Source organism: Paenarthrobacter sp. NPDC091669 (genome assembly GCF_044756725.1).
Classification (GTDB): domain Bacteria; phylum Actinomycetota; class Actinomycetes; order Actinomycetales; family Micrococcaceae; genus Arthrobacter; species Arthrobacter bambusae_C.
In genome coordinates, this window is record NZ_JBIVTK010000015.1 from 78,615 (window position 1) to 105,045 (window position 26,431).

The 26,431-nt window shown below is 64.1% G+C and carries 27 protein-coding genes; 8 read left to right on the top strand and 19 right to left on the bottom strand.

The genetic code is table 11. The annotated features are described in order from the left end of the window. Positions 1 to 92 precede the first annotated feature (92 nt). Complete coding sequence (moaA, locus tag ACIQLI_RS20650; RefSeq protein ID WP_400391898.1) at positions 93 to 1,232, top strand: GTP 3',8-cyclase MoaA; 1,140 nt, start codon at positions 93 to 95, stop codon at positions 1,230 to 1,232. Between the two features lie 4 nt (positions 1,233 to 1,236). Further along, entirely contained in the window at positions 1,237 to 1,503 is a 267-nt protein-coding gene (locus ACIQLI_RS20655; protein WP_400391901.1) for a MoaD/ThiS family protein, read from the top strand. A 21-nt stretch (positions 1,504 to 1,524) separates the two neighbouring features. Here ACIQLI_RS20655 and ACIQLI_RS20660 read toward each other — a convergent pair whose 3' ends face one another. The 8 genes from ACIQLI_RS20660 to truB form a co-directional block, all read right to left on the bottom strand. Then, positions 1,525 to 1,986 carry a DUF1579 family protein gene (locus ACIQLI_RS20660; protein WP_400391904.1) on the bottom strand — a complete coding sequence of 154 codons (462 nt, stop codon included), beginning with the start codon at positions 1,984 to 1,986 and terminating at the stop codon, positions 1,525 to 1,527. 78 nt (positions 1,987 to 2,064) lie between these two features. Continuing rightward, positions 2,065 to 3,408: a M16 family metallopeptidase gene (locus ACIQLI_RS20665; RefSeq protein WP_400391907.1), complete on the bottom strand. Its 1,344-nt coding sequence runs from the start codon at positions 3,406 to 3,408 to the stop codon at positions 2,065 to 2,067. Between the two features lie 89 nt (positions 3,409 to 3,497). Next, positions 3,498 to 5,750 carry a polyribonucleotide nucleotidyltransferase gene (locus ACIQLI_RS20670; RefSeq protein WP_400391910.1) on the bottom strand — a complete coding sequence of 751 codons (2,253 nt, stop codon included), beginning with the start codon at positions 5,748 to 5,750 and terminating at the stop codon, positions 3,498 to 3,500. 238 nt (positions 5,751 to 5,988) lie between these two features. Then, positions 5,989 to 6,258: a 30S ribosomal protein S15 gene (rpsO, locus tag ACIQLI_RS20675; RefSeq protein ID WP_089594382.1), complete on the bottom strand. Its 270-nt coding sequence runs from the start codon at positions 6,256 to 6,258 to the stop codon at positions 5,989 to 5,991. Positions 6,259 to 6,417: 159 nt separating this feature from the next. Beyond that, positions 6,418 to 7,401: a bifunctional riboflavin kinase/FAD synthetase gene (locus ACIQLI_RS20680; RefSeq protein WP_400391914.1), complete on the bottom strand. Its 984-nt coding sequence runs from the start codon at positions 7,399 to 7,401 to the stop codon at positions 6,418 to 6,420. An 88-nt stretch (positions 7,402 to 7,489) separates the two neighbouring features. Continuing rightward, complete coding sequence (locus ACIQLI_RS20685; protein ID WP_089594380.1) at positions 7,490 to 7,936, bottom strand: hypothetical protein; 447 nt, start codon at positions 7,934 to 7,936, stop codon at positions 7,490 to 7,492. A gap of 2 nt (positions 7,937 to 7,938) precedes the next feature. Beyond that, positions 7,939 to 8,292, bottom strand: a complete 354-nt coding sequence (locus tag ACIQLI_RS20690) for a hypothetical protein (RefSeq protein ID WP_400391917.1) — start codon at positions 8,290 to 8,292, stop codon at positions 7,939 to 7,941. Positions 8,293 to 8,294: 2 nt separating this feature from the next. Continuing rightward, positions 8,295 to 9,224, bottom strand: coding sequence for a tRNA pseudouridine(55) synthase TruB (gene truB, locus ACIQLI_RS20695; protein ID WP_400391920.1), 930 nt, complete (start codon positions 9,222 to 9,224; stop codon positions 8,295 to 8,297). A 34-nt stretch (positions 9,225 to 9,258) separates the two neighbouring features. On the opposite strand from truB, the gene ACIQLI_RS20700 reads away from it, so the two are divergent. Continuing rightward, on the top strand, positions 9,259 to 10,413 hold the full coding sequence (locus ACIQLI_RS20700) for a pyridoxal phosphate-dependent aminotransferase (protein WP_400391923.1): 1,155 nt from the start codon (positions 9,259 to 9,261) through the stop codon (positions 10,411 to 10,413). 46 nt (positions 10,414 to 10,459) lie between these two features. Here the strand turns inward: ACIQLI_RS20700 and ACIQLI_RS20705 are convergent, their stop codons facing one another. The 4 genes from ACIQLI_RS20705 to ACIQLI_RS20720 form a co-directional block, all read right to left on the bottom strand. Then, complete coding sequence (locus ACIQLI_RS20705) at positions 10,460 to 10,942, bottom strand: nucleoside deaminase (protein ID WP_400391926.1); 483 nt, start codon at positions 10,940 to 10,942, stop codon at positions 10,460 to 10,462. 84 nt (positions 10,943 to 11,026) lie between these two features. Then, positions 11,027 to 11,530, bottom strand: coding sequence for a 30S ribosome-binding factor RbfA (rbfA, locus tag ACIQLI_RS20710; protein WP_400391929.1), 504 nt, complete (start codon positions 11,528 to 11,530; stop codon positions 11,027 to 11,029). 77 nt (positions 11,531 to 11,607) lie between these two features. Further along, positions 11,608 to 14,478 carry a translation initiation factor IF-2 gene (gene infB / locus ACIQLI_RS20715; protein ID WP_354232364.1) on the bottom strand — a complete coding sequence of 957 codons (2,871 nt, stop codon included), beginning with the start codon at positions 14,476 to 14,478 and terminating at the stop codon, positions 11,608 to 11,610. A gap of 152 nt (positions 14,479 to 14,630) precedes the next feature. Next, positions 14,631 to 14,885, bottom strand: a complete 255-nt coding sequence (locus tag ACIQLI_RS20720) for a YlxR family protein (RefSeq protein WP_354232484.1) — start codon at positions 14,883 to 14,885, stop codon at positions 14,631 to 14,633. Here ACIQLI_RS20720 and ACIQLI_RS20725 point away from each other — a divergent pair. Continuing rightward, complete coding sequence (locus ACIQLI_RS20725) at positions 14,805 to 15,068, top strand: hypothetical protein (protein ID WP_400392002.1); 264 nt, start codon at positions 14,805 to 14,807, stop codon at positions 15,066 to 15,068. The two genes, ACIQLI_RS20720 and ACIQLI_RS20725, sit on opposite strands and share 81 nt — an antisense overlap. A gap of 101 nt (positions 15,069 to 15,169) precedes the next feature. Here the strand turns inward: ACIQLI_RS20725 and nusA are convergent, their stop codons facing one another. Both nusA and rimP read right to left on the bottom strand, forming a co-directional pair. After that, complete coding sequence (nusA, locus tag ACIQLI_RS20730; RefSeq protein WP_089594374.1) at positions 15,170 to 16,150, bottom strand: transcription termination factor NusA; 981 nt, start codon at positions 16,148 to 16,150, stop codon at positions 15,170 to 15,172. Then, on the bottom strand, positions 16,150 to 16,761 hold the full coding sequence (gene rimP / locus ACIQLI_RS20735; RefSeq protein WP_400391933.1) for a ribosome maturation factor RimP: 612 nt from the start codon (positions 16,759 to 16,761) through the stop codon (positions 16,150 to 16,152). The genes nusA and rimP overlap by 1 nt, the downstream gene beginning before the upstream one ends. Positions 16,762 to 16,866: 105 nt before the next feature. Between rimP and ACIQLI_RS20740 the strand changes: the two genes are divergently transcribed. Genes ACIQLI_RS20740 through ACIQLI_RS20755 form a run of 4 tightly spaced genes read left to right on the top strand, consistent with a single transcriptional unit; the run spans position 16,867 to position 20,584 of the window. Then, the gene (locus tag ACIQLI_RS20740; protein WP_400391936.1) at positions 16,867 to 17,967 is read left to right on the top strand and encodes a DUF4439 domain-containing protein; all 1,101 of its coding nucleotides are present in this window, start codon (positions 16,867 to 16,869) and stop codon (positions 17,965 to 17,967) included. A gap of 51 nt (positions 17,968 to 18,018) precedes the next feature. Further along, the gene (locus tag ACIQLI_RS20745; RefSeq protein ID WP_400391939.1) at positions 18,019 to 18,747 is read left to right on the top strand and encodes a VIT family protein; all 729 of its coding nucleotides are present in this window, start codon (positions 18,019 to 18,021) and stop codon (positions 18,745 to 18,747) included. Positions 18,748 to 18,781: 34 nt separating this feature from the next. Further along, positions 18,782 to 19,804, top strand: a complete 1,023-nt coding sequence (locus tag ACIQLI_RS20750) for an aminoglycoside phosphotransferase family protein (protein WP_400391942.1) — start codon at positions 18,782 to 18,784, stop codon at positions 19,802 to 19,804. Positions 19,805 to 19,807: 3 nt separating this feature from the next. Then, positions 19,808 to 20,584: an aspartate dehydrogenase domain-containing protein gene (locus tag ACIQLI_RS20755; RefSeq protein WP_400391945.1), complete on the top strand. Its 777-nt coding sequence runs from the start codon at positions 19,808 to 19,810 to the stop codon at positions 20,582 to 20,584. A gap of 14 nt (positions 20,585 to 20,598) precedes the next feature. Here the strand turns inward: ACIQLI_RS20755 and ACIQLI_RS20760 are convergent, their stop codons facing one another. From ACIQLI_RS20760 to ispG, 5 genes are all read right to left on the bottom strand, one after another. Next, entirely contained in the window at positions 20,599 to 21,396 is a 798-nt protein-coding gene (locus ACIQLI_RS20760; RefSeq protein WP_400391947.1) for a sulfite exporter TauE/SafE family protein, read from the bottom strand. Then, complete coding sequence (locus tag ACIQLI_RS20765; protein WP_400391950.1) at positions 21,393 to 23,204, bottom strand: proline--tRNA ligase; 1,812 nt, start codon at positions 23,202 to 23,204, stop codon at positions 21,393 to 21,395. Before ACIQLI_RS20765 ends, ACIQLI_RS20760 begins: the two co-directional genes overlap by 4 nt. 409 nt (positions 23,205 to 23,613) lie before the next feature. After that, a complete protein-coding gene (locus tag ACIQLI_RS20770; protein WP_400391953.1) occupies positions 23,614 to 24,345 on the bottom strand; it encodes a hypothetical protein in 732 nt (243 codons plus the stop codon). Positions 24,346 to 24,419: 74 nt separating this feature from the next. After that, entirely contained in the window at positions 24,420 to 25,298 is an 879-nt protein-coding gene (locus tag ACIQLI_RS20775) for a GNAT family N-acetyltransferase (RefSeq protein ID WP_354232482.1), read from the bottom strand. Continuing rightward, positions 25,261 to 26,427, bottom strand: a complete 1,167-nt coding sequence (ispG, locus tag ACIQLI_RS20780) for a flavodoxin-dependent (E)-4-hydroxy-3-methylbut-2-enyl-diphosphate synthase (protein WP_011774258.1) — start codon at positions 26,425 to 26,427, stop codon at positions 25,261 to 25,263. Before ispG ends, ACIQLI_RS20775 begins: the two co-directional genes overlap by 38 nt. Between the last annotated feature and the right edge of the window lie 4 nt (positions 26,428 to 26,431).

The window sequence follows — 26,431 nt, forward strand, 5'->3', positions numbered from 1 at the left end:
AGGCATCCGCGGTGCAAGTGTATGGAATCCGTAAGAACTGTTTGACTGTAATGGGTGTCACTGATCCTGCCACGGTGGCGTAGCCTGAATTTATGAGTGTTCAGCTGGGAATGCCGGTGCCCCCTTCGGGTGGTGCCGCAGGCAGCAAGGAAAGTGGCGTCGCGGTACCGCCGCCGCGCCCCGCAGGAACGCCTGCGGGCCTGTGGGACCGCTATGGCCGGCGGGCTACGGACATGCGGCTGTCCCTGACGGACAAGTGCAACCTGCGCTGTACCTACTGCATGCCGGCCGAGGGTTTGGAATGGCTCTCGAAACAAGCCGTGATGACCAGAGACGAAATTGTCCGGATTGTCCGCATCGGGGTCACCGCCCTGGGCGTGCGGGAACTGCGCCTCACCGGCGGCGAACCCTTGGTCCGCGCCGACCTGGTGGACATCATCTCCGGCATCCGCAGCGACCACCCGGACCTGCCGATCTCCATGACCACCAACGGTGTTGGCCTGGACAAGAAGGCGGCGTCGCTGAAGGCTGCGGGCCTCACCCGCATCAACGTCTCGCTCGACTCACTGCATGAGGAAACCTTTACCAAACTCACGCGCCGGCCGTTCCTGGATCGCGTCCTGGCCGGCGTTGATGCCGCCTGGGCTGCGGGCCTGGGGCCGGTCAAGTTGAATGCCGTGCTGATGCGCGGGATCAACGACGCCGAATCGCCGGACTTGCTCGCCTGGGCACTGGGCCGTGGCTACGAGCTTCGCTTCATCGAACAAATGCCACTGGACGCCGATCACGGGTGGACCCGCCGCAATATGATCACGGCCGCGGAAATCCGGGATCTGCTCTCCCGCGACTTCGTGCTGGCGCACGACCCACGGGAACGGGACGGTGCCCCGGCCGAACGCTTTGAAGTACGACGCCGGGACACGGCTTCCGGGGAAGCTGAAGGTCCGGTCCTCGGAACAGTCGGCATCATCGCCTCGGTCACCGAACCGTTCTGCGCCGACTGCCGACGAACGCGCATCACGGCCGAGGGAAAGATCATGAGCTGCCTCTTCTCCCGCGAAGAATTCGACCTTCTGGGCCTGCTTCGTGACGGGGCCACAGATGATGAACTGGCATCGCGGTGGCAGGACGCCATGTGGGTCAAACCCAAGGCCCACGGCATGGACCACACAGGTCTCGGCGCAGCGGATTTCGTCCAGCCGGACCGCAGCATGAGCGCAATCGGAGGCTGAACCCTTGCTTGTCCGTTACTTCGCTGCCGCACGCGCGGCGGCCGGTGTCGAAGAAGAACGTCACGTCCTCCCGGAAGGCACCAGCCTCGAAGCGCTGCTGGAAGCCGCCCTCGCCGTCGAACGTCCACTGCCTCCAGAAGGCACTCCGACGCTGGAACGGATCGTGGCACGGAGCAGTTTCCTCCGCAACGAGGTAGCTGTGCGGGACCGTTCAGCGCCGCTTGGAGCCCAGGACGTCATCGATGTCCTGCCGCCCTTCGCCGGAGGCTGAATCTGAGTCCAAGGCTAAGGCTCAGGCCTTACGGAAGACGCTCTTCAGCAACGGGCTGAAGTCCGGTGTCCCTTCCAGCCGAAGATCGGCCGTGTGCACCAGGACGCCGTCCTCGACGCGGAAGGTGTGCCTGGCGACGCCGTCGGCAGTCCTCCTGTCCAAGGTCAGGGTGCCTGCATTCCACGCTCCCCTGACCGGGCTGGCCGGCGACCTCCCCAGGCTGTCCACGTAGTACCACAGGGTGTCCCCGTGATCCCGGTCCACAGTGAACATGCCATGCCCTTCAAAGTGCGTGCCGTCCGCCTCGCGGTGCCGGTAGCTCTGGACAACGGCATACCCGCCGGCAGCCTTGGTGAAAACCACTTCCGCTTCAGCCGTCCGGGCGCTCCCCCACGGCGACGTGGCAATCTCCGTGATACCCCGCCAGTGACCGATGAAGTCCTGCAGCAGCTCCGCGGCCTGGCCGCTCGAGGGCAGATCCATCACGTCTCCAAAATCGTCAGGGCAGCATCATCACCGTGTGATCATGCTGCCCTGTTGACAGTGCGTGAGTAAAGAGGCCTAGAGGCCGAAAGTCTCGGTTTCCTCGAAAGGACCCACGACAGTGATGGTTCGGGGTGCTGCTGCGAGTTCGCGGGCCAGGTCCTGCACTTCTTCCACCGTGACAGCCTGGATGCGGGCAAGGGTTTCGTCAATGTCCTGGAATTCTCCGGAAACCAACTCTGCCCGGCCCAACCGTGACATCCGTGATCCCGTGTCTTCCAGGGCAAGGACGATTCCACCGCTGAGCTGTCCGACGGCCTTTCGGAGTTCTTCCTCCGTGATGCCCTCCTTGGCAAGCTTCTCCAGCTCGACGCCCAGGAGGTCCAGCACCTGGCGGACCTTGGACGGCGTGCAGCCTGCGTACATTCCGAAATAGCCGGCGTCAGCGTAAGCCGCGGTGAAGGAGTACGTGGAGTACACCAGGCCCCGCTTCTCGCGGATTTCCTGGAACAGCCTGGAGGACATACCGCCACCCAGGACAGCGTTGAGCACGCTCATGACGAATCGTCGGTCATCGGTTGCCACAATCGTTGGGCAACCCATGATGATGTTGGCCTGCTCCACGGGGCGCTTGACCACGTGGAGCCCGGACGTTCCGCTGATGACGGCGCGGTCCGTCCCACGGCGGTTGACCGGGTTTGCCTGGGGGTCGAGCTTCCAGCCCGCGGCCGTCAGCGCGTCGAGGACAAGGTCGCAGACGACGTCGTGGTCCAGGCCGCCTGCAGCGGTGATGACCAGTTCCTCCGGGCGGTAGTAGCGCTGATAGTGCGCCCAGACCGCGTCCCTAGCCACAGCCTTGATGGCCTCAGGGGTTCCACCAATGGGACGGGCCAGGGGGTGGTGGCCGAGGACGGCCTCCACAAATTTCTCGTGGGCGACATCCGTGGGGTCATCGCTGTCCATTGCGATTTCCTCAAGGATGACGTCGCGCTCCTGCTCCAATTCAGCAGGATCGAGGACGGCGCCGGTGATCATGTCTGCAATGACATCGATGGCCATGGGCAGGTCTGTGTCCAGGACCCTGGCGAAGTAACAGGTGCTTTCCTTCGCGGTGGCGGCGTTCGATTCGCCGCCTACTTCGTCAAAAGCCGACGCGATCTCCAAGGCGGTGCGGCGCTTGGTGCCTTTGAACAGCAAGTGCTCAAGGAAGTGCGTTGAACCGTGCTGGCCGTCCGCTTCATCGCGCGAACCCACTGCCACCCAGAACCCTATGGTGGCCGAACGCTGGCCGGGCATTGCCTCGGTCAGGACGCGCACGCCGCCGGGAAGGACCGAGCGCCGTACGACGGAACCGCCCTCGGCACCATGGATCAATTCGCCGCCGGGAAGAGTTTGCTCCAGCGGCAAGGGTACGACAGTCATCAAGGCCTTTCAGGTTTTCGGGTTAAGGCCGGAAGGGCCGGTGGTGCTTTTTCAAGCCCACCGGCCCCGCCGGGTGTACTGCTTACAGACTACTCTGCGGACTCTTCAGCGGCCTCAGCCGGAGCGTCCCCGGCAGCTGCGCCGTCTTCCTCGGCGACAACCGGGGAGAGGGAAAGCTTGCCGCGGTCGTCGATCTTGGTGATCTCGACCTGGACCTTCTGACCCACGGAGACTACGTCATCAACGTTGTCCACGCGCTTGCCGTTGGCGAGCTTGCGGAGCTCGGAGATGTGCAGCAGGCCGTCCTTGCCCGGGGTCAAGGAAACGAAGGCGCCGAAGGTGGTGGTCTTGACGACCGTACCCAGGTAGCGCTCACCGATTTCCGGGACCTGCGGGTTGGCGATGGCGTTGATGGCGGAACGTGCTGCATCTGCAGACGGACCGTTGGTAGCGCCGATGTAGACCGTGCCGTCATCTTCGATGGAGATGTCCGCGCCCGTGTCTTCCTGGATCTGGTTGATCATCTTGCCCTTGGGGCCAATGACCTCGCCGATCTTGTCCACGGGGATCTTCACGGCGATGACGCGCGGAGCGAACTCGGAGAGCTCATCCGGGGTGTCGATCGCTGTGTTGATGACCTCGAGGATGTGGAGGCGGGCTTCGCGGGCCTGCTTCAGTGCCGCTGCCAGCACGGAAGCGGGGATGCCGTCGAGCTTGGTGTCCAGCTGGATGGCCGTGACGAACTCGGACGTACCGGCAACCTTGAAGTCCATGTCGCCGAAAGCGTCTTCGGCGCCGAGGATGTCAGTCAGCGCTGCGTAGCGGGTCTGGCCGTCAACCTGGTCGGAAACCAGGCCCATGGCGATACCGGCAACTGCTGCCTTCAACGGCACACCGGCGTTGAGCATGGAAAGCGTCGAAGCACAGACCGAGCCCATGGACGTCGAGCCGTTGGAGCTGAGGGCCTCGGATACCTGGCGGATGGCGTACGGGAACTCTTCACGCGTCGGCAGAACCGGAACCAGGGCGCGCTCTGCAAGAGCACCGTGGCCGATTTCGCGGCGCTTCGGGGAACCGACGCGGCCGGTCTCACCGGTGGAGTACGGCGGGAAGTTGTAGTTGTGCATGTAGCGCTTGCGCGTTACCGGCGACAACGAGTCGATCTGCTGCTCCATCTTGAGCATGTTCAGCGTGGTGACACCCATGATCTGGGTCTCGCCGCGCTCGAAGATGGCCGAACCGTGGACGCGGGGAAGAACCTCTACCTCGGCGGTGAGCTGGCGGATGTCCGTCAGGCCACGGCCGTCGATGCGGATCTGGTCCTTGAGGATGCGCTGGCGCACAACCTGCTTGGTGACAGAGCGGAAAGCTGCGGAGAGTTCCTTCTCGCGGCCTTCGAAGTTACCGGCAAGCGCGCCCAGGACTTCGTCCTTGAGCTCGTCGGAGGCGGTATCGCGGTCCTGCTTGTCAGCGATCTGGAAGACAGCAGCCAGTTTGTCGGCAGCTGCAGCTTCAACAGCGGCGTAAACATCGTCCTGGTAGTCCAGGAACACGGGGAACTCGACGGTGGGCTTGGCAGCGCGTGCAGCCAGGTCCGCCTGTGCTTCACAGAGTGCCTTGATGAACGGCTTTGCAGCCTCGAGGCCCTCGGAGACAACCTCTTCGGTGGGAGCCGTGGCGCCCTGTTCCTTGATGAGGTTCCAGGAGTTGTCTGTGGCTTCGGCTTCAACCATCATGATGGCGACGTCGTCACCCGTGATGCGGCCGGCTACAACCATGTTGAAGACGGCGTTCTCAAGCTGGGAGTGCTTGGGGAAAGCAACCCACTGCGAACCCTGTTCGTCGGCGATGAGGGCGACGCGGACGCCACCGATCGGGCCGGAGAACGGGAGGCCGGAAAGCTGGGTGGACATCGAGGACGCGTTGATGGCGACGACGTCGTAGAGCTCATCGGGGTTGATCGCCAGGACGGTGACCACGATCTGGACCTCGTTGCGCAGGCCCTTGACGAACGCGGGGCGCAGGGGACGGTCCATGAGGCGGCAGGCCAGGATGGCCTCGGTGGACGGGCGGCCTTCGCGGCGGAAGAACGAGCCCGGGATACGGCCGGCAGCGTACATGCGCTCTTCAACATCAACCGTCAGCGGGAAGAAGTCGAAACCTTCGCGCGGCTGCTTGCCTGCGGTGGTTGCGGAAAGCAATGCGGTGTCTTCGTCGATGTAGACCATCGAAGCGCCGGCTGCCTGCTTGGCAAGGCGGCCGGTTTCGAAGCGAATGACGCGCTTGCCGAAACGACCGTTGTCGATAATGGCTTCGGAGAACTGGATTTCGGGACCCTCCATAGAGAGTCACCTCCGTTTCTGTTAGCGGAAGTCCGCCGCATCAACCCAGGCCTCTTCTTTATTCCTGGCCTGTACGACACCCGGTCATCGATCGAGATCCACGGGGCAATCGTCGCCGATTGTTCCCGGGAATCACTACCGAGGACCGCGAATGCGCGATGCGGTTGATTCCTGTTTTTAGTTGTTGGTGAAGAAGACGGCCCGTTCCACGAGGGACCGGGCCGCCCCCAAAGTCAGACTAGCGACGCAGGCCGAGGCGCTCGATGAGCGCACGGTAGCGGGCAATGTCGGTGTTCTTCAGGTAGGAAAGCATGCGCTTGCGACGACCAACCATGGCCAGCAGACCGCGCTGGGTGTGGAAGTCGTGCTTGTGCTCCTTCATGTGCTCAGTCAGATCCTTGATCCGCTGGGTCAGGACTGCAACCTGCACCTCGGGCGAACCGGTGTCGCCTTCAGAGGTTGCGTATTCCTTGATGATGGACTGCTTTACAGCGGCTTCAAGTGCCACGTGAACTCCTAGAGTTGTGCCGTGCCTCCCGGTGCAGCGCCTCGCTGACGGGTTGCCTTTGGTGCGTCGCCGCACACAAAAACAGGTCCAGCCGCCACGGACTGCAGCCGGATCCACTGACCAGTTTACCGGCAGGCCGGCAGTGTTGTCGAAATGCGCCTAGCTCCGGCCCAGGAGCTCGTGCGCCTGGGCGACATCCAGGCACATTTGCTCGACCAATGCCTCGGGTCCCCGGTACGCCACCATGCCCCGAAGACGCTGGGTGAATTCAACGGCTACGGTTTGGCCGTAGAGGTCGAAGTCCTCCACATTTTCCTCGGGACGATCGATCACATGGGCTTCCACCTGACGGCTGACGCCATCGAACGTGGGGTTGGAACCCACGGATATGGCAGCAGGCCACCGGGTTCCGGACTGGTCGATCAACCAGCCGGCATAAATTCCGTCCGCAGGAACATAGCCGGTGGAATCGTGGGAAAGGTTGGCAGTGGGGAATCCGAGGTCACGGCCACGGGCAGCGCCATGGACAACTTCCCCGCGCATGCGGTGAGGGCGCCCCAACACTGCGGCGGCAGTCACTACGTCTCCCTCGGACAACGCTTCCCGCACCCAGGTGGAGGAACAGCGGCGGTCTGCATCGCCGTCGTCGTGGACCGGGAAGCCTCCCGCGCCGTACTCATTGACCACCTGAACACTGAAACCGAGCTGGTCGCCCAGCTCCTGCATGGTGACGACATCACCGGCATTGCCGGCACCGAAACGGAGGTCATGCCCCACCACCAGGTGCGCGGCGTGCAGTCCGTCCAGGAGGATCCCGCGCACAAACTCCAGCGGCGTCATGGCCGCCAGATCCAGGGTGTACTTCATGACCAGCACGGCATCGACGCCGGTGTCCGCCAAGGCATCCAGCTTGTCCTGGAGCCCCATGATCAGTTCCGGGGCAGAATCCGGCCTGTGGACCAGGGCGGGATGCGGATCAAAGGTCACTGCTACCGACGGGATGTTGTGCCGCTTGGCGGTATCAGTCAGTTGCGCCAGGACATGCTGATGTCCGCGATGGACACCGTCAAAGTTTCCGATGGTGACGACAGTAGCTCCGAAGTCCTTGGGGACTTCAGTGGGATCGTTCCAGATGTGGACCATCAACCTCGCCTTTTACTGCAGATATTCGTTCCGCCCGGCAACCTTCCGGCGCCGGAACATTCTAAGGTTACCCGTCAGGGCAGCTGGCTCAGGACGGCCTGCGTTTGTTGAGCCACAGGAGTCCGAGGATCGGCAGGACCAGGGGGACGAATCCGTAACCGCGTCCGAACAGCGACCAGACGGTGTCATGCGGGAAGGCGACGGGATCGAAGAGGCTGATGGCCCCCACCACCAGCACGCCCACAAGCTCCGTCAGCACGGCGGCGAGGGAAACCTTGAACCACGTGCGGCCAGGCTTGGCCAACGAAATGGTGGCCACGATGTACACGACGGCGGCGAAGGCCGAAAGGATGTGCGCCAAGGGAGCTTCGGCAAACTTGGTGGCGATCTGGTAGCCCGCACGTGCCGTTGCCGACAATGCGAAGACTGCGTAGACCGCGATCAGCAGGCGGCCCGGACCAGTGTTGCGGGTGTCCTTCTGCTGCGGGTTTGCCGGGTTGGTCTCGGTTCCAGTCACGTCGTGTTCTTCCTTCAAGGTCAGTACCAGATCTGGTTCATGCGGGCACCCATGACGAGCACGGTAACGCCCACTGCAGCCAGGACGAAGTTGCTCCAGCGGGTTCGTTCAAGGATGGCCCAGTAAACAGCACCCAACGGGATCATCAGGGCCGTCACCAGGTAGCCCCAGAACTCCCAGGCCTCACCGGCAATCTGCTCGCCCATGGCCACCCGGACGATCGAACCGACCAAATACACCAGGAGGACCAGCTCAACGGCGAGCACGGAGAAGATGGTGGGATCGTCGGGTGCTTTCTTCATCAGGCCTGCCACGAGGCACATGATGGTGGACACCAATCCGACGATCAGGATGGCATAGAAGTATCCGTCCATGGTTACTGCGCCTGCCCGGTTCCGGGCCCTGTTCCCGGAGCGAAAACCAACACCGGTTTCGCGAAGCTGCCGGCATCGGCCAGCAGTGCAACCAGCTCCCCCGTCGGCGAGAACGCAGCTGCGGGGTTCTCAGCCGTAGCGGCCGAGGGCGTCCCTGCTCCGGGGCCGGCAGCAATACGGCGGCCGAAGGAGATCTCGGTGGTTTCTTCCTCACTGAGCTCCCGGTTGGGCATCAGGGCCCTGGCCGCCAGGGACATCTCCAGCACGTTGAGTTCTTCTGCCTGCTCTTCCAAGGTGCGGGCCTGGTCAAGGCTGTACGGACCAACCTGGGTCCTGCGCAGGGCAGTAAGGTGGCCACCAACGCCCAGGCCATTGCCGAGGTCGCGGGCCAACGCCCTGATGTATGTGCCCGAAGAACATTCCACGGTGACGTCAACGTCAACTACCCTGCCGCCGTCGACCCTTGTGATGGCGTGGACATCGAAACGATGGATGGTGACCGGGCGTGCGGCGAGCTTGACTTCCTCGCCGGAACGGACGCGGGCGTAGGAACGTTCGCCGTTGACTTTGATGGCACTGACGCTGCTGGGAACCTGCTGGATGGGTCCTGTCAGCGCGGCCACCCCGGCGGCGATGGCGTCATCGGTGACCTCCGCGGCGGTGCGGGTTTCGGTGACCTCGCCCTCGGCATCATCGGTGATGGTGGTCTCGCCCAACCTGATGGTGGCGGTGTAGGTCTTGGAAGTGCCCACAATGTAGGTCAACAGGCGCGTAGCCTTGTTGATGCCGAGCACCAGCACGCCGGTGGCCATGGGATCCAGCGTTCCCGCATGCCCCACTTTCCGGGTACCAGCCAGCCGCCGCATCCGGCCAACCACATCATGGCTGGTCCATCCCTGCGGTTTGTCAACGATTACCAGTCCAGAAAGCACGCTTACCAGTATATGGGTGGCTAGGATGGCTCCCATGCCTGAGCTTGCCGCACATGTCCGCGACGTCCCCGTGAACCAGATCCGCGAAATCACTGAAGCCGCCTGGGCTACCCCCGGAGCGATCGTGCTCAGCATCGGCGAGCCGGGCTTTGCACTGCCGCGGCACGTCTTGGACGCCGGCATTGCCTGCCTGGACCGGGATGAGACCAATTACACACCGAACGCCGGGATTCCCGCGCTCCGTGAAGCCTTCGCAGCGCGCTTCCGCGCGCAGCAGCACGTGCAAATCGGCGCGGAGCGGGTCTATGTGGTGGACGGCGCGCAGCAGGGCCTGCACTTCGCGATGAGCCTCCTGCTGGCTCCCGGCGACGAGATCCTGATCCCCAATCCCGGCTACCCGACATTCGCCATGACAAGCCGTCTCCTGCACGCAGTTCCAGTCGAGTACCCGCTGTATCCAGAGAACGACTTCCAGCCCCACATCGAGGACATCGAAGCACTCATCACGCCACGGACGCGCGTCATCATGCTGAACTCTCCGTCCAATCCTCTGGGCGCGGTCATCAGCGAAGAAGCCACGCGGCAGCTGGTGGAGCTGGCGGTCCGCCACGACCTCTGGATTATTTCGGACGAATGCTATGAAGCCTTCACGTTCGATGTCCCCCATGTCAGCCCGGCGCGCTACGACAGCGACGTTCCCGGTGAAGCCCGGGTGTTTACCTCCCTGACGCTGTCCAAGACTTACGGCCTCACGGGCCTGCGCATCGGTGCCTTGGTCTGCCCGCCAGGACTGGAACAGAAGATGAACAACGTCATGGAGTCGATCGTGTCCTGCGTCGCGTCGCCCTCCCAATACGCCGCGCTGGCCGCACTCACAGGCCCCCAGGACTATGTTTCCCACGCCCGCGACCACTACCGGAGCAACCGGGATGCGGCCTCGGCGGTGCTGTCGGGGAAGGGAATTCCCTATCTGGGAGCACAGGGTGCGTTCTACTTGTGGGCCGACGTCTCCCATGTCACCGATGGCGATGTCCGCACGTGGGTGCGAAAGTTCCTGGCTGACGCCGGAGTGTCCTTCGCGCCGGGAACGGCGTTCGGCTCAATCGGTGAGGGATGGATCAGGATTGCCCTCTGCGGTGGGCAACAGGACCTGCTCGACGGCGTCAGCCGACTCCCGGCCAGAGTCTAGTTGCCGGGGACATCAGGGAGTGGGCGCTTCGGCAGGCGCCCCGGCCTCAGTAGGCAGTCCGGCGGGAGTGGTTCAGCCAGGCGTCGAAGGGGTCACCTGACGCGGGCAACTCAGCGTGCTCTACCGGCAGCAACCCAGGCCTGGCACCAGCGAAATATTCGTAGAACACGGCGTCATCAAATCCGGCCCGGGCGGCACCATGCCTGTCCGCCGCGAAGTAGACATGGCCGATCCTGGCCCACAGCGCGGCCGATAAACACAAGGGGCACGGCTCACAACTGGCGTAGAGAACCGATCCACTGAGGTCGAACCGTTGCGTTGCGGAAGCGGCCCGGCGGATCGCCACGACTTCCGCATGGGCCGTGGGGTCATGGTCACGGGTGACCCGGTTGACACCCTCATGGACAGTTCCGTCCGGGGTGACCACGACGGCGCCGAAGGGACCGCCGCCGTCGGAAACGTTCTGCACCGCCAGGTGGATGGCACGGTTCAGGTATTCATCACGTTGCTGAGCAGTGTGCGCCGACATGCACTGATCCTAACGAGTTTGAGTACAGCTAATGCCCCTAAAACGCAGTCTTAGGGGCATTAGCTGTACAAAAACGCTGAGGTTTTAGCGGTTGGCGTCTTCGTCGGGTTCTTTATCTCCGGAGAGGTCAGTGTCCTCTTCGTCGAAGTCGTCCTCGTCGATGTCCTCAGGGGCATCGCCCTTGTAGGGGTCGGCCTCGCCGGCGTGCTTGGCACTGGCAGCCAAAGCGGCTACCTCGGCATCGCGACGCTTGGCTTCGCGCAGCAACTCCTCAAGGTTCGAGGCGTTGACCGGAATCTGGTCCGCAACAAACTCGAGTGTCGGGGTCAGCCGGACGGTGATGTTGCGGCCAACTTCCTGCCGAAGCACACCCTTGGCCTTCTCCAAGGCGCGGGCAGCATCAGCGTGGGCTACCTCGTCACCGAAGACGGTGTAGTAGATGGTGGCGTGCTGAAGGTCGTTGGTGACGCGGGCGTCGGTGACCGTGATGGACTCGACGCGCGGATCTTTGACCCGACGACCGAGGGCCTCAGCGACGACGACCTTAATCCGCTGTGCCAGCTTGGCAGCGCGTGCGGGATCAGCCATGACTTCCTCCTGGAAAGTAGAAACGGGGACGGAACGGGTCCGCCGGGGCTACCCGACGGACCCGTTCCAAACGGAACCTAGACGCGCGGCTTTTCGCGCATTTCGAAGGTCTCGATGATGTCGCCTTCAGTGATGTCGTTGAAGGAGCCAAGACCGATACCACACTCGAAGTCGGTACGGACTTCGGTGGCGTCATCCTTGAAGCGCTTGAGCGTCTCAACGGTGAGGTTGTCACCGATGACCTTGCCGTCGCGGCTGACACGTGCCTTGGTGTTACGGCGGATGATGCCCGTGCGGACGATCGAGCCTGCGATGTTGCCGAACTTGGAGGAACGGAAGACTTCGCGGACCTCGGCAGTACCGAGCTGGACTTCTTCGTACTCCGGCTTGAGCATGCCCTTGAGAGCCATCTCAATGTCATCGATTGCTGCGTAGATGACCGAGTAGAAGCGCATGTCCACGCCTTCACGGTCAGCAAGTTCAGCAACGCGCTCGGCCGGCTTGACGTTGAAGCCGATGATGATGGCGTTGTCCACCGTGGCGAGGTTGACGTCGTTCTGCGTGATGGCACCCACACCGCGGTGGATGACACGGAGCTGAACGTCGTCGTCTCCGACGTCGATCTTGAGCAAGGCGTCTTCGAGGGCTTCCACAGCACCGGACACGTCACCCTTGAGGATGAGGTTGAGGGTGTCGATCTTGCCTTCGGCAACGGCCTGGTCGAAGTCTTCCAGGCTGATGCGCTTGCGACGCTTGGCCAGTGCGGCGTTGCGGTCGGCAGCTTCACGCTTCTCAGCGATCTGGCGGGCCGTACGCTCGTCCGGGGTCACCAGGAAGGTGTCACCTGCACGCGGCACGTTGGACAGGCCGAGGACCTGGACCGGACGGGACGGCAGTGCGACATCGAGTGCCTCGCCGTTCTCGTCGAACATGGCGCGGACGCGGCCGTGAGCCGTACCGGCCACGATCGTGTCGCCCACGGCCAAGGTACCGGACTGGACCAGGACGGTTGCAACAGCACCACGGCCCTTGTCGAGGTTCGCTTCGATGGCAATGCCTCGAGCGTCCTTGTCCGGGTTGGCGCGCAGATCCAGTGCGGCATCGGCCGTCAGCAGGACGGCGTCGATCAGTTCGTCGATGTTGAGGTTCTGGCGGGCAGAAACCTCAACGAACATGGTGTCGCCACCGTATTCTTCCGGAACCAAGCCGTACTCGGTCAGCTGGCCCTTGACCTTGTCAGGGTTGGCGCCTTCCTTGTCGATCTTGTTCACCGCGACGACGATCGGCACATTGGCCGCCTGGGCGTGGTTGAGCGCTTCGACCGTCTGCGGCATAACGCCGTCGTCGGCTGCGACAACCAGGATCGCGATATCGGTGACCTTGGCACCACGTGCACGCATGGCCGTGAAGGCCTCGTGACCGGGGGTGTCAATGAAGGTGATGTCGCGGGCAGTGCCCTCGTGGACGTGGCTGATCTGGTAGGCACCGATGTGCTGGGTGATGCCACCGTGCTCGCCGGCCACAACGTTTGAGTTGCGGATGGCATCCAACAGGCGGGTCTTACCGTGGTCAACGTGACCCATGACGGTGACAACCGGCGCGCGGGCCTCAAGAACGTCGTCGCCTTCGGCGTCGAGTTCATCCTGGATGTTGATGTCGAACTGATCCAGCAGCTCGCGCTCTTCATCTTCAGGGGAAACCACCTGGAGCTTGTAGCCAAGTTCGGCGCCAAGCAGGCCAAAGGTGTCTTCGTCGAGGGACTGCGTAGCCGTTGCCATTTCACCGAGGTGGAAGAGCACGGTCACCAGTGATGCGGGGTTCGCATCGATCTTCTCGGCAAAGTCCGTAATGGACGAGCCGCGACGCAGGCGGATGATGGTCTCGCCATCACCGCGGGGTACCGATACGCCGCCCAGCGACGGAGCACTCATCTGCTCCAGTTCCTGGCGCTTTGCACGCTTCGACTTGCGCTGCTTGCCACGACCGGCGCCGCCCTTGCCGAAGGCACCCTGGGTGCCACCGCGACCGCGGCCACCCTTGCCGAAGCCACCGCCGGCGGGAGCGCCGCCACCGGTACCTGCACCAGGTGCGCCACCGGGACGACCGGGGCCGCCACCGGGACGGCCTGCGCCACCCGGACGGCCTGCGCCACCGGGAGCCGGACGCTCAGTGCGGTTGGGCATCATGCCCGGAGTAGGACGGTTTCCGGCACCGGGACCGCCAGCGGGACGCGGAGCGCCCGGACGGGGTGCACCCGGACGCGGAGCGCCCGGACGGGGACCACCGGTGCCTGCGGCAGGACGGGGACCGCCTGCGCCGGCAGCGGGACGGGGACCACCGGGCCGTTCGCCGTCGTTGCGGCGTTCGCCACGGGGCATGCCCTGGGACGGAGCGAACGGGTTGTTACCCGGACGCGGCGGACGATCTCCGTCGCCACCACGGCCCCGGGGCATGCCCTGGGAGGTAGCAAACGGGTTGTTGCCCGGACGGGGACCGCCGGGACGGGGAGCCTGGCCACCTTGACGTGCTGGAGCCGGAGTCTCTGCCTTGGGAGCAGGACGGGCGCCGGGCTTGGCCGAAACCGGAGTGGACGCGGCGGGAGCAGCAGGTGCTGCCGGAGCCGAAGCTGCGGGGGCCGCAGGTGCTGCCGGAGCCGGGGCTGCCGGAGCGGGGGCTGCAGGTGCCGGGGCCGGAGCCTTCGGTGCTGCGGGGCCCGGAGCCGGAGCCGCCGGACGGGATGCTGCGGGTGCTTTGGGGGCTGCAGCGGGAGCGGCGGCCTTGGCAGCGCCGGCACCCGGGTAGGCGTCGCGAAGCTTCTTCACGACGGGGGCCTCGATTGTTGACGAGGCGGAGCGAACGAATTCGCCCAATTCCTGCAGTTTGGTTACTGCATCTTTGGAAGTAATACCGAGCTCTTTGGCGAGCTCATGTACGCGGACCTTGGCCACATTTCTCCTGTCTCGGTCCGCACCGAGCCAGGCACGAACCGTCTACTTCTTACTGCGGGCCTTCGCCGCTTGCGCGAATGAAAGGCCCATTGCAGAGCGCAACAAAGTTGTCATCGTTACGCACTCATCGCTGGGAACTCATCGGGTTTCCATCAGTTTTCTGACCCGCTTTCAGGTTTGGACGGTTTTCCTGTGACGGCCGGGGCCTCCACAAGTGGCGTGCCCTGCATCAGGTAACGTTCGACGGCGTCCGTTTCGGCAGCGCCCGCAAGGGCCCTTCCGAAAGCGCGCCGCTTGATCGCCAATGCCAAGCACTTTTCGCTGGGGTGCAGCCACGCACCCCTGCCGGCCATCCGGCGGCGGACATCCACCAGGACGGCGGACGAACCGCTGCCTTGGGCGACCAGCCGGACAAGCTCGGACCGGGAGCCTTGCTTCCGGCATCCGATGCACGTGCGAACAGGCCCGTGGCCGTGTTCAAGCAGTTCAGCCACGACGTGTCCAACCTGCCTTACGTTACTGGCGCCCGACGGGCCCCGGTCCTGCACACGCAGCTGAGGCACGCCAAAGCGCGCGGATACCGGACGTAAGCCCGGTTCCATCTAGTCTAGCCCCCCGGCCCCGCACTCCCGAAACCAGGGGCGCCGCAAGCGCGGCGCGGAACCGGCGGCATCAGCCGCCGGTTGAACCGCTAGTCGACCTTGGCCGGAGCGGCGTCGGAGACGATATCGATCCGCCAGCCAGTCAGCTTTGCTGCGAGCCGGGCATTCTGGCCTTCCTTGCCGATGGCCAGCGAAAGCTGGTAATCGGGAACCACCACGCGGGCCGAGCGGGTTGACTCGTCCGTGATTGTGACGGAATTCACCCTCGAGGGCGACAGTGAGTTGGCAATGAAGGTTGCCGGGTCGTCACTGAAGTCGACGATGTCGATCTTTTCGTCGTTCAGTTCAGTCATGACAGCCCGGACGCGCGAACCCATTTCACCGATGCAGGCACCCTTGGCATTGATGCCGGGGGTGTTGGCCTTGACGGCAATCTTGGTGCGGTGGCCTGCTTCCCGGGCAAGCGCGACGATCTCCACGGAGTGGTCGGCGATTTCCGGAACTTCCATTTCGAACAGCTTGCGGACCAGTCCGGGGTGCGAACGGGACAACGTGATGGAAGGACCTTTTGCGCCACGGTGTACATCCACCACGAAAGCACGCAGGCGGCTTCCGTGGAGGTACTTCTCACCGGGAACCTGCTCGGGCGGCGGCAGCAGTGCCTCTACGGCCCCCAGGTTGACCTGAATCATGTGGGGGTTGTTGCCCTGCTGGATCATGCCGGCAACAAGTTCGCCTTCACGGCCCTTGAACTCGCCCAGCACGTTGTCATCCTCCACGTCGCGAAGACGCTGGAGGATGATCTGGCGGGCCGTGCTGGCTGCGATGCGGCCGAAGCCGGCCGGCGTGTCCTCGAACTCGCCGATGGGCTCGCCGTCGTCGTCAATTTCGGTGGCCCAGATGGTCACGTGGCCGCTCTTGCGGTCCAACTCTGCGCGGGCCTTCTCGAAGGCGCCGGGCGTCTTGTGGTACGCCACCAACAGCGCTTGCTCGATGGTGGGAATCAGGAGATCCAGCGGGATTTCACGCTCACGCTCCAGTAGTCTCAGTGCGCTCATGTCAATATCCATTAGGCCTCCTCAGAAGGTCCGTTGTGCTCGTCTGCCAGCGCAGCCTCGTGGAGGTGGCTGAATTCAATCTCGACTCTTCCTTGGCGGATCCTGTCGAAAGGAATAGTGATGGGGTCGCCTTGCTTGGGCTTCATGCCCTTCTTGACCTCGTGCTCGGGGATCAGCGTCACGCCGTCATCCTCCACCGAGGCAATGCGGCCCAAGAGATTGTCCCCCTGGATCACGTTGACCCGGACCATGCGTCCGCGGGCCCGGTGCCAGTGGCGCGGTTCGGTCAAAGGGCGGCTGACGCCCGGCGAAGAAACCTCAAGGTCATACGGGCGTCCGTCGTCATGGGGGTCGTTGTCCAGAATATCGGACAGCCCGCGTGAGACCTCGGCGATGGCGTCAAGGCTGACACCGCCGGTTTCCTCCTGCGGCAGGTCCACGACGACGTGGACCGTGCGGTGTGAACCGGCAACGTGGATGGAAACATCCTCGAGGTAGAGCCTGCTGGCAAGGACGGCCGGTTCAAGCAGCGCCTTAAGCCTGCTCTCTTCCGGGTTGTGGATGGTGGCCGTTGAGTTGGATTCAGAACGGTGTGTTGAAGTCGTGGCTTCCGAGTCACTCACGTTGCCCGCCGCCTCCCGATAGATGTTGTTGTGACTACTAGCCTAACGATTTTCCCGGGAACATGGTGCACGGACTTTGCCACCCACGTGACACCATGGTCTGTTGTGAGCGGGCAGACAAGCGAAAAACGACGAACACCACCCTGGGGCCGGGTCCTGCTGGTTGCCGTGGTGGCATTGCTCGTCGCAGGCACCGGAATAGTGCTTATTCCGCGTGATTCCGCCACTCCCCCGCCCGTCCCCTTCTCCGAAACGGCCCGCGCCAGGGCGCTGGAAGACACGCTCCAGCTTCGCGGATCGGCTGGGGCCCTGTCCTCGGCTGCCGGCCAAGGCGCAGCACAGCCTGCCCTCCAGGACGCTGTGACTTTGCTGACAACGCAGGCCCGCGCCCTCCTGGTTCCGTCGGAAGTGGCGCCCTCCGCCTCCGCGCCCCCTGCCGGCGCAGCGGACACCACCACGCGTGCAGCCTTTGTTGCCGCTTTGTCCGCGAGCGGAACCCAGCGCCTGGCAGACGCCAATGAGGCAGACGGCGGCATGGCCCGGCTCCTCGCCGCGGTGGGATCCGCCCAAGTGCTGGAAGCCGAAAAGCTGGCTGGTGCCTGGCAGTTGCCGGCCCCGAACGATGCCGCCGCTTCCAAGACCAAAATGCCCGCCGGCACACCGTCGACGGCACCGTGCCCCTCGGTCAGCCCCACGCCCGAGCCAACGTCCGCCACCACAGACGCAGCCTTGGCAGCTACGGTCCGCACACATCAGGAAGCCGTCTACGCGTACCAGGTGGCGCTCAAACGACTGGACACTGAGGCCGCCGGCACCGCGGCCAAGGGCCTTGCAACCCACGAACTGCTGCTCCAGCAAGTGGAGGCGCTGACCCGGGCCAACTGCGGGGACATACCTGCCAGCGAAGCCGGCTACCGTCTTCCGGGACAGTTCGCGCAGGACCCCGCCGCTGCCCTGGCCGCCCTGGAATCGTCGGCTCTTCCGGTGTTGGGGGACTTGGTTGCCCTGTCCACGGGCGAGACCCGCGCATGGGCGGTGGACGGCCTCCTGGCCGCTGCCCGCCGGAGCCAGGCGTGGGGCGCGGACGTGCCTGCCCTGCCCGGTCTGACGCTCGACGCCGGGGAGTTGCCGCCGCTGCCGACGCCCGCTTCAGCGACGGGTACAGTGACCACCACGTCCGGCTCCACCCCTTCCCCCGCCGGATAGGCCAGCCTCACCATGCTGGTCAAGACCCTCCCCCGGTGCTTGGCTTGGACTATGGTTTCCCCGGACACTGCCACCGTGCACGAGAACGAACCCCACAGGGATGACCTGGCCCACCGGTTGAACTGGTTGCGGGCCGGGGTCCTGGGCGCCAATGACGGCATCGTGTCCGTTGCTGCGATCGTGGTGGGCGTGGCAGGTGCCACCACCAGCACCGGCAGCATTCTTGCCGCCGGCACCGCGGGCCTGGTGGGTGGCGCCATTTCCATGGCCTTGGGTGAATATGTCTCCGTCAGCAGCCAGAGCGACACCCAGAAGGCGCTGATCGAGAAGGAACGCCTGGAACTGGCCCAGCAACCAGAGGACGAACTCAACGAGCTGGCGGCCATCTACGAGTCCAAGGGACTCAGTGCCAAGACCGCACGGACGGTTGCCGAGGAGCTCACGGAACACGATGCCCTGGCCGCCCATCTCTCTGCGGAACTGAACATCCATGAGGACGACATTGTGAGCCCATGGAACGCGGCGTTGGCATCCGCCGTGGCGTTCACCTTGGGTGCCATACTGCCCCTGTTGGCCATCCTCCTGCCTCCCCCGGAACTTCGGGTACCGCTGACCTTCATGGCGGTACTGCTTGCCTTGGCGATCACGGGAGCTGTTGGCGCCTGGATCGGCGGCGCTTCCCGGTTCCGTGCGGCCTTCCGGGTGGTGCTGGGCGGCGCGTTGGCCCTGGCTGCCACATTCTCCATCGGAACGCTCTTGGGGGCCAGCGGCGTTTTCTAGGGGCCGCGGCTTCCCTCAGAGTTAGGCTGATCGCGTGACCCTTCACGCGATGATTCCCATTCCGGGCGACCTCCACGCCCGGTACAACCGCGACTCCGCGGGACGCGACTGGCTGGCCAGCCTTCCGGGAGTTATCTCCGATGCCCTGGAACGGTGGCAGCTCTCCGTTGACCTGGCACCCGGCACCGAACCATGGAACGGCCATGGAGCACTGGTGGTCCCCGTCCTCCAGAACGGCATCCCAGCAGCCCTGAAGATCGCATTCCCGCACGATGAAGCCCAAGTGGAACGCCACGCCCTGGCACTGTGGGATGGTCACGGCGCGGTCCGCCTGCTGGAAGCGGATGCTCCCAGTTGCACCATGCTCCTTGAACGGCTGGAGGCCTCCCACTGGCTCCAGGATGCCTCCATGGATCACGCGAGGGACTCCTGGGGCACCATCCTCCGCCAGCTCTCCATCGAACCTGACGAGCGTCTGGAGTGGCGGGCCTTGGACCACGTTGCGGCAACAGCCGAGCGATGGAGCGATGAGCTGCCGGCGGAGTGGGAACGCCTGGACCGGCCGTTTCCCAGGTGGCTGCTGGAAGCGGCATTGGAAGTCTGCCAGACGCGTGGCGCCGTGGGACGCCGCTCCGGGACGGATGTCCTGGTTCACACGGACCTCCACTTCATGAACATCCTTGCTGTCCCCAGTGGCAACCGGCAGCTGCGTGGCGACTACCTGGCCATCGACCCGCAACCACAGATTGGTGAGGCCGAGTTCGCCGTGGCGCCGGTTTTGTGGAACCGGATCCACGACCTCTCCCGAACGGCCCCGGAGGCAGCGTTGCGGGAGCGTTGCCACGACTTCAGCGTCGCTGCCGGGCTCGATCCCGAGGCTGCCCGGCAATGGAGCGTTGCCCGTGAGGTGGACAATGCCCTGGGGTACGCGGGAACTCCGGGTCACGGCGGAGACTTTGCGCGTTCTTTGTGGGTTGCCAGCACCCTTGCGGGCCGGACACTTGATGACCTTCCACGGGCCCATGAGCTCCCTGATCCCGGCGCGACTGCGCAGTAGGCCATGACACTCACCGTTGCCCTGATCGGGTCCGGGGCCATCGGCTCGAGGATCGTGGAACTGCTCGACGCCGGGACTGTCCCGGGCGTCAGGCTTGCCGGAGTTGTGCCGCACGGCAACGCCGGGACAGGGTTCAGCTTCGAAGAGGCACTGGAGGTGGCCGATGTGGTGGTGGAGTGCGCCGGCGTTGCCGCCGTCGCGGAATTCGGCCCCCGTACCGTAGCGGCAGGCAGGGACCTGCTGGTCACCTCGATAGGCGCCTTGTGCGAGGAGTCACTGCGGACAAAACTGCTCGACGACGGTCCAGGCCGGACGTTCCTGACCACCGGTGCGCTGGGCGGACTGGACGCGATCACAGCGGCCGGCGCCGGCGGCACCATTCACCGCATCACCCTGGAGTCCCGGAAACTGCCCGCCTCCTTGGTGCAGCCGTGGATGGACGGGGAAACCAAGGAACGGCTGCTCACAGCGACCCTGCCCGTGGAGCTTCTGCGGGGCGGCCCCGGGGAGTTGATCAAGGCCTTCCCCAAATCCACCAACGTGGTGTCCGCGCTTGCCTTGGCAGCCGGCAACTGGGACGTGGTGGAGGCCGTGCTCATCGCAGATCCGGGCGCCCGGCATACGGCTCATCACGTGGTGGCGGAGACCAGCCTGGGTACGTTCGATATCTGCGTCACCAACGAGGCCTCCCCCGGAAACCCGGCGTCCAGCGCACTGGTGCCGCACGCCGTCGTCCGCGGTTTGAAGTCGCTGGCCAATGCCAGCGGCAGTTTTATCTGACGCCTGCGTGGGAATCAGGCAGCGAAGTTCTCATTCCAGACGTCAATGCCGAGCTTGATGATCAACGCCGCAACAACAATCAGGAACACAATGCGCACAAAACCGCTGCCCCTGGCCACCGCGGTGCGGGCGCCCAGATAGCCGCCGGCCATGTTGGCCAGCCCGAGGACCAGCCCCACGCCCCACATCAGTGAGCCGTGCGGAAGGAAGAAGATCAAGGCTCCCGCGTTGGTGGCCATATTGACGATCTTCGCCTTGGCACTGGCTTCGAGGAAGGCATAACCCATGGCCGAAACAAGCGCGATCACCAGGAAAGATCCGGTGCCGGGGCCGATCAGGCCGTCGTAGAAGCCAATCACGGCGCCAATGAGGCACGCCACCACGTAGTGCTTGTGGCCGTCGTGGCGGAGGGCGGTCAGCTCTCCGGCCCGGGGGCGCAGGGCAGTGAAAATGGCGACGGCGATCAACGCCACCACGATGATCGGCTTGAACACGCTGGCCGGCAGCGAAGCGGCCAGGATGGCCCCGCCGAAGCTCCCCGCCAACGCGATGACCGCCATGGGCACAGCCGTCTTGAGATCGGGTCCCACGCGCCGGTAGTACGTGACGGCACTGGTGGTGGTGCCGAAAATGGACCCCATTTTGTTGGTGGCCAAGGCCTGCACCGGCGTGATGCCGGGAACCAGCAGCAGGGCGGGGAGCTGGATCAGTCCCCCGCCCCCTACTACAGCGTCCACCCAGCCGGCGGCGAATCCAGCCACCACAATCAGGATGAGAGTGGTGAGCTGGATTGATTCGAAGCCGGAAATCACCGGTTTCGTACAGCGTTGACCACGTAATCCACGGCCTTGTCCACCGCAACGTTCTCGGCTTCGCCGCTGCGACGATCCTTGATTTCAACGACGCCCTCTACAAGTCCCCGGCCAACGGCCAGGATGGTGGGCACGCCAACCAGCTCGGCGTCGCCGAACTTCACGCCGGGAGAAACCTTCGGGCGGTCGTCGAAAATGACGTCCAGGCCGGCAGCTTCAAGCTCAACGGAGAGCTTTTCAGCAGCCTCGAAGATCTCATCACCACGGCCGACGGCCACCACGTGGACGTCCGCCGGTGCCACGGAGCGCGGCCACACGAGACCGCGGTCGTCATGGTTTGCTTCAGCCAAGGCAGCCACGGCGCGGGTGACACCAACGCCGTAGGAGCCCATGGTCACAACCTGCTGCTTGCCGTTCTGGTCCAGCACCTTCAAGTCCAAGGCCGCGGCATACTTGCGGCCGAGCTGGAAGATGTGGCCCATTTCGATGCCACGGGCGGTTTCCAGCGGACCGGATCCGTCCGGGGCGGGGTCGCCTGCACGCACCTCGGTGCTTTCAATGACGCCATCCCAGGTGAAGTCGCGGCCGGCGACCAGCCCGAAGACATGCTTGCCTTCGGCGTTGGCGCCCGTGACCCAGCTGGTGCCGGAGACGACACGGGGATCCACCAGGAAGAGCACCTTGGACGAGCCCTCGAGGCCCAGCACAGGCTGGTCCAGGGACAGGCCGGGGCCGATGTAGCCCTTGACCAGCCACGCCAGCTTCTTGAGGTCCTCTTCGTTGGCAGCCTCGAGGCCGATCTCGCCGGCAATCGGCAGGTGGGAACCGATGTTGGCTTCCACGCGCTTGAGGTCCACTCCGCGGTCACCGGGGACACCGATCACCACGATCTGGCGCTCACCCGTGGGCAGCGTCACGGCAAGGACAACGTTCTTGAGCGTGTCAGCGGCAGTCCAGGCGCCGCCGTCGGCCTCGCTGCGCGGAGCCAACTGGTTGGCTGCGGCCACCAAAGTATCAATGGTGGGAGTGTTCGGGGTGTCCAGGACCTGCGCGGCGGGTGCGTTGCTGAAATCGATCTCGTCCGGGACAACAGTGGTCACGGCTTCGACGTTGGCGTAGTAGCCACCGGCCGAGCGTACGAACGTGTCCTCGCCGATCTCGGTGGGGAACAGGAATTCCTCGCTCTTGGAACCACCCATGGCACCAGCGGTGGCGGCAACAGGGATGACTTCCAGGCCGAGGCGCTCAAAGATCTTCAGGTATGCGGCGCGGTGGGCGGCGTAGCTGGCATCCAAACCGGCGTCGTCAATGTCGAAGGAGTAGGAGTCCTTCATGATGAACTCACGGCCACGGAGGAGGCCCGCCCGCGGACGTGCTTCATCGCGGTACTTGTTCTGGATCTGGTAGAGGCTCAGCGGCAGGTCCTTGTACGAGGAGTACAGGTCCTTGACCAGGAGCGTGAACATTTCCTCGTGCGTGGGGGCAAGGAGGTAGTCCGCGCCCTTACGGTCCTGGAGGCGGAACAGGCCTTCGCCGTATTCGGTCCAGCGATTGGTGGCCTCGTAGGGCTCGCGGGGCAGCAGCGCCGGGAAGTGGACTTCCTGGGCGCCGATGGCCGACATTTCCTGGCGGATGATCTCTTCGACCTTGCGCAGGACGCTCAGTCCCAGCGGCAGCCACGTGTAAATGCCGGGTGCAGCGCGGCGGATGTAGCCGGCGCGGACCAGGAGCTTGTGGCTGGCGACCTCAGCGTCAACGGGATCTTCACGCAGGGTGCGCAGGAATAACTGGGAAAGGCGAAGGACCACGGGTACGTATCCGTTTCTATGGCAGATGTGGCAAAAACAACTGTCTACTAATCTACCGGGTGCCCACACACAGAAGAGCCACGCCGTCGCGTGTGGAAGCCCCTGGCCCCGACGGGCTGGTCATCCTGCGATGGCGTGGCTCAGCGGCCGGCCGGCCGCAGACTCTGTCCTGGGACTAGATCACCGTTCCCTCCAGCGGAACGGGATCATCTGCGGCTGGGAAGCATGGGTCACTGCCGAGCTCACGGGTGGTGTGGGCGCCAACGACGCCTGCCAAGGTCCTGATCATGAGTCCCCCCGATACCACCCGCACCCCAACGACACGGCTTGGGTAGAACCTATGTGATAGCCAACACATTTTCAAGGTTGGGCGGCATACTGCACGACAGCAGCGTTGACGCTGCTTAAGCTACTTAATCAGTGCTGCGGCCTGGTCCATGAGTGCCCCGGCAGCTGCTGCGCCGCCGTTTTCGGCGTTCTTTCCCGAGGCCGTGGCGGAGATGAGGACGCCGTCCTTGATGGCAGCGGCCATCAGTGTGGACTGTGTCTGGCCGTCCGGCAGGGTCATGGTGGTCTTGATGCCCAGGGTTCCGGGTACTGAACCGATGCCGTCAAACTTTTCCGTCTTCATGGTCATGGTGGTGCCGGACATGGACATCGTCATGGTGGCGCACGTGGTGATCTGGTCTTCGTTGCTCTTGACGTTGTTCTCCAACACGTCCTCGGAGACGCCGGATGCAAGGGTCACGCTCGAAATGACTCCGGAAGCAGCGTCAATTTTTGCACCGCTGGCGCCTGTGGCACCTTCGATCGGCTGCGAAGCACCGGCCATGGCCAGGTCCTTGCACTCGGCCGGCTCGATGTTCATGGAGCCCAGGAGCTCCTTGAGGGGATCCTGCTGGCCGGCGAGGTCGTCGACGGAGGAAATCATCAGCTCCGTCCCGTCGGCAGCCTTGATCTGCTTCACCAGAGCCGTGAGCTCCTCAGTGGTGTACTGCTTTGCCTGGGCAGGCGCAGGTGCCGGCGTCTCACTGGCAGGAGCTGATGCAGCATCCGTGGAGGTACCGGCGCCGCCGCACGCGGTGAGGCCCATGACCAACAGTCCTGACACGGCAAAACCGCGCAGCGCATTCTTCTTCATTTTTTCCCCAAGGAAGTTCGAGTGACGGTTGGCGTGCGCCAACCGGGACAAGACTACAAGTTCCCGGCGGGAGGCTAAAAAAGGACCGTTGCGAAGGTGCCCACTTGCTCGAAGCCCACCCGTTCGTAGGTGGCGCGGGCTTTGGCGTTGTAGTCGTTGACGTAGAGGCTGGTCACCGGGGCAAAAGTTTTTGATAGATTCACGACGGCGGCCATGTAGCCGGCGCTCTGGCCGCGCCCCCGGAGTTCCGGATTCATCCACACGCCCTGGACCTGGGTCACGTCCGCCGTGACAGCACCAAGTTCAGCTTTGAAGACCACCGTGCCTCCGGCATCAATATGGACCAGGGAATGCCCCTGCCGGATCAGGCCGGCCACCCGCCTGCTGTAGAACTCCTGGCCTCCGAGGAAGGGGGAATAACCAACTTCTTCCTCGAACATGGCCGCGCAGGCCGGAAGGATGCGGTCGAAGTCCTCCATGGCACCAAAGGTCAGGGCCGGATTGGCGCCGATGGCAGGTCCTCCGGAGATGGTCAGGAGGGGTTGGCGGGACCTTATTTCGTGGGCCGCGTGGCCCAGTTGTTCAAAGCGCGAGTAGAGGGCCAGCACGGTGTCGGCAGGGCCAAAAATGGAAGCGTAGCGGCGTCCCGTTTGGTGGGCCGCCGTGGCTGCATAGCCTGCCAAGGCTGGATCCAGCTGCACAGGAACAAGGTTGGCTCCGGCCCAGCAGGCACCCAGGAGTGTTTGATCGTGGAACACGCCAAAAATACTGGCTCCACCGCTGGTGGGCGCAGCCGTCCCTGTGCTGTCCAGGTGGGCCAGGATGAAGACGTTGGCCACCACATCTTCGCTGGCCAGCGCGCGCAGAGCCAGGGTGTCGGCTTTGCCGAGCACCCTGACTCCCAAGCCGTTCTCGTTACGAGACGCTAACCACGGGGCTACCCTTGACAGCATCTTCGCCATCGGCCTCCCCCATCTCTTCGGCGATGCGCATGGCCTCTTCGATCAGTGTCTCAACAATTTCGCTTTCAGGCACAGTCTTGATGACTTCGCCCTTCACGAAAATCTGGCCCTTGCCGTTTCCGGAGGCCACGCCGAGGTCTGCTTCACGGGCCTCACCGGGTCCGTTGACGACGCAGCCCATGACGGCCACGCGCAGGGGAATCTCCATGCCTTCCAGCCCGGCCGTTACCTGCTCCGCCAGCGTGTACACATCAACCTGCGCACGGCCGCAGGAGGGGCAGGAGACAATCTCCAGCTTGCGGGGGCGCAGGTTCAGCGACTGCAGGATCTGGTTGCCCACCTTGATTTCCTCCACTGGCGGCGCCGACAACGAAACACGAATGGTGTCACCGATGCCGCGGGACAGGAGCGCACCGAAAGCCGTTGCCGACTTGATGGTGCCCTGGAATGCCGGCCCGGCTTCGGTCACGCCGAGGTGCAAGGGCCAGTCACCCTTCTCTGCCAGCATCTCGTACGCGGCCACCATGATGACGGGGTCGTTGTGCTTGACGGAGATCTTGAAGTCATGGAAGCCGTGTTCCTCGAACAGGGACGCTTCCCACACAGCGGATTCCACCAGGGCTTCCGGCGTTGCCTTGCCGTACTTCTTCATGATGCCCGGCTCCAGGGAACCAGCATTGACGCCGATCCGGATGGACGTGCCGTGGTCCCTTGCCGCTGCCGCGATTTCCTTGACCTGGTCATCGAATTTGCGGATGTTGCCGGGGTTCACACGAACAGCCGCGCATCCGGCCTCAATGGCCGCGAAAACGTACTTGGGCTGGAAGTGGATATCGGCGATCACGGGGATCTGGGACTTGCGGGCGATGATGGGAAGCGCTTCGGCGTCGTCCGCCGAAGGACAGGCAACACGCACGATGTCGCAGCCGGATGCCGTCAGTTCAGCAATCTGTTGAAGAGTGGCGTTGATATCCGTGGTGGGCGTCGTGGTCATGGACTGAACGCTGATGGGCGAATCAGAACCGACACCAACGGACCCAACCTTGATCTGCCGCGTCTTACGGCGCGGGGCAAGGACGGGGGGTGGGGCGGCTGGCATTCCCAGGCTGACCGAGGTCACGTGG

What these genes read in the sequence shown, in the direction of transcription:
- moaA (WP_400391898.1), top strand. Translation starts at nt 93, where the DNA reads ATGAGTGTTCAGCTGGGAATGCCGGTGCCCCCTTCGGGTGGTGCCGCA.
- ACIQLI_RS20660 (WP_400391904.1), bottom strand. Translation starts at nt 1,986, where the DNA reads ATGGATCTGCCCTCGAGCGGCCAGGCCGCGGAGCTGCTGCAGGACTTC.
- ACIQLI_RS20665 (WP_400391907.1), bottom strand. Translation starts at nt 3,408, where the DNA reads ATGACTGTCGTACCCTTGCCGCTGGAGCAAACTCTTCCCGGCGGCGAA.
- ACIQLI_RS20670 (WP_400391910.1), bottom strand. Translation starts at nt 5,750, where the DNA reads ATGGAGGGTCCCGAAATCCAGTTCTCCGAAGCCATTATCGACAACGGT.
- ACIQLI_RS20680 (WP_400391914.1), bottom strand. Translation starts at nt 7,401, where the DNA reads ATGGTCCACATCTGGAACGATCCCACTGAAGTCCCCAAGGACTTCGGA.
- ACIQLI_RS20690 (WP_400391917.1), bottom strand. Translation starts at nt 8,292, where the DNA reads ATGGACGGATACTTCTATGCCATCCTGATCGTCGGATTGGTGTCCACC.
- ACIQLI_RS20700 (WP_400391923.1), top strand. Translation starts at nt 9,259, where the DNA reads ATGCCTGAGCTTGCCGCACATGTCCGCGACGTCCCCGTGAACCAGATC.
- ACIQLI_RS20705 (WP_400391926.1), bottom strand. Translation starts at nt 10,942, where the DNA reads ATGTCGGCGCACACTGCTCAGCAACGTGATGAATACCTGAACCGTGCC.
- rbfA (WP_400391929.1), bottom strand. Translation starts at nt 11,530, where the DNA reads ATGGCTGATCCCGCACGCGCTGCCAAGCTGGCACAGCGGATTAAGGTC.
- nusA (WP_089594374.1), bottom strand. Translation starts at nt 16,150, where the DNA reads ATGGATATTGACATGAGCGCACTGAGACTACTGGAGCGTGAGCGTGAA.
- ACIQLI_RS20745 (WP_400391939.1), top strand. Translation starts at nt 18,019, where the DNA reads ATGGTTTCCCCGGACACTGCCACCGTGCACGAGAACGAACCCCACAGG.
- ACIQLI_RS20755 (WP_400391945.1), top strand. Translation starts at nt 19,808, where the DNA reads ATGACACTCACCGTTGCCCTGATCGGGTCCGGGGCCATCGGCTCGAGG.
- ACIQLI_RS20770 (WP_400391953.1), bottom strand. Translation starts at nt 24,345, where the DNA reads ATGAAGAAGAATGCGCTGCGCGGTTTTGCCGTGTCAGGACTGTTGGTC.
- ACIQLI_RS20775 (WP_354232482.1), bottom strand. Translation starts at nt 25,298, where the DNA reads ATGCTGTCAAGGGTAGCCCCGTGGTTAGCGTCTCGTAACGAGAACGGC.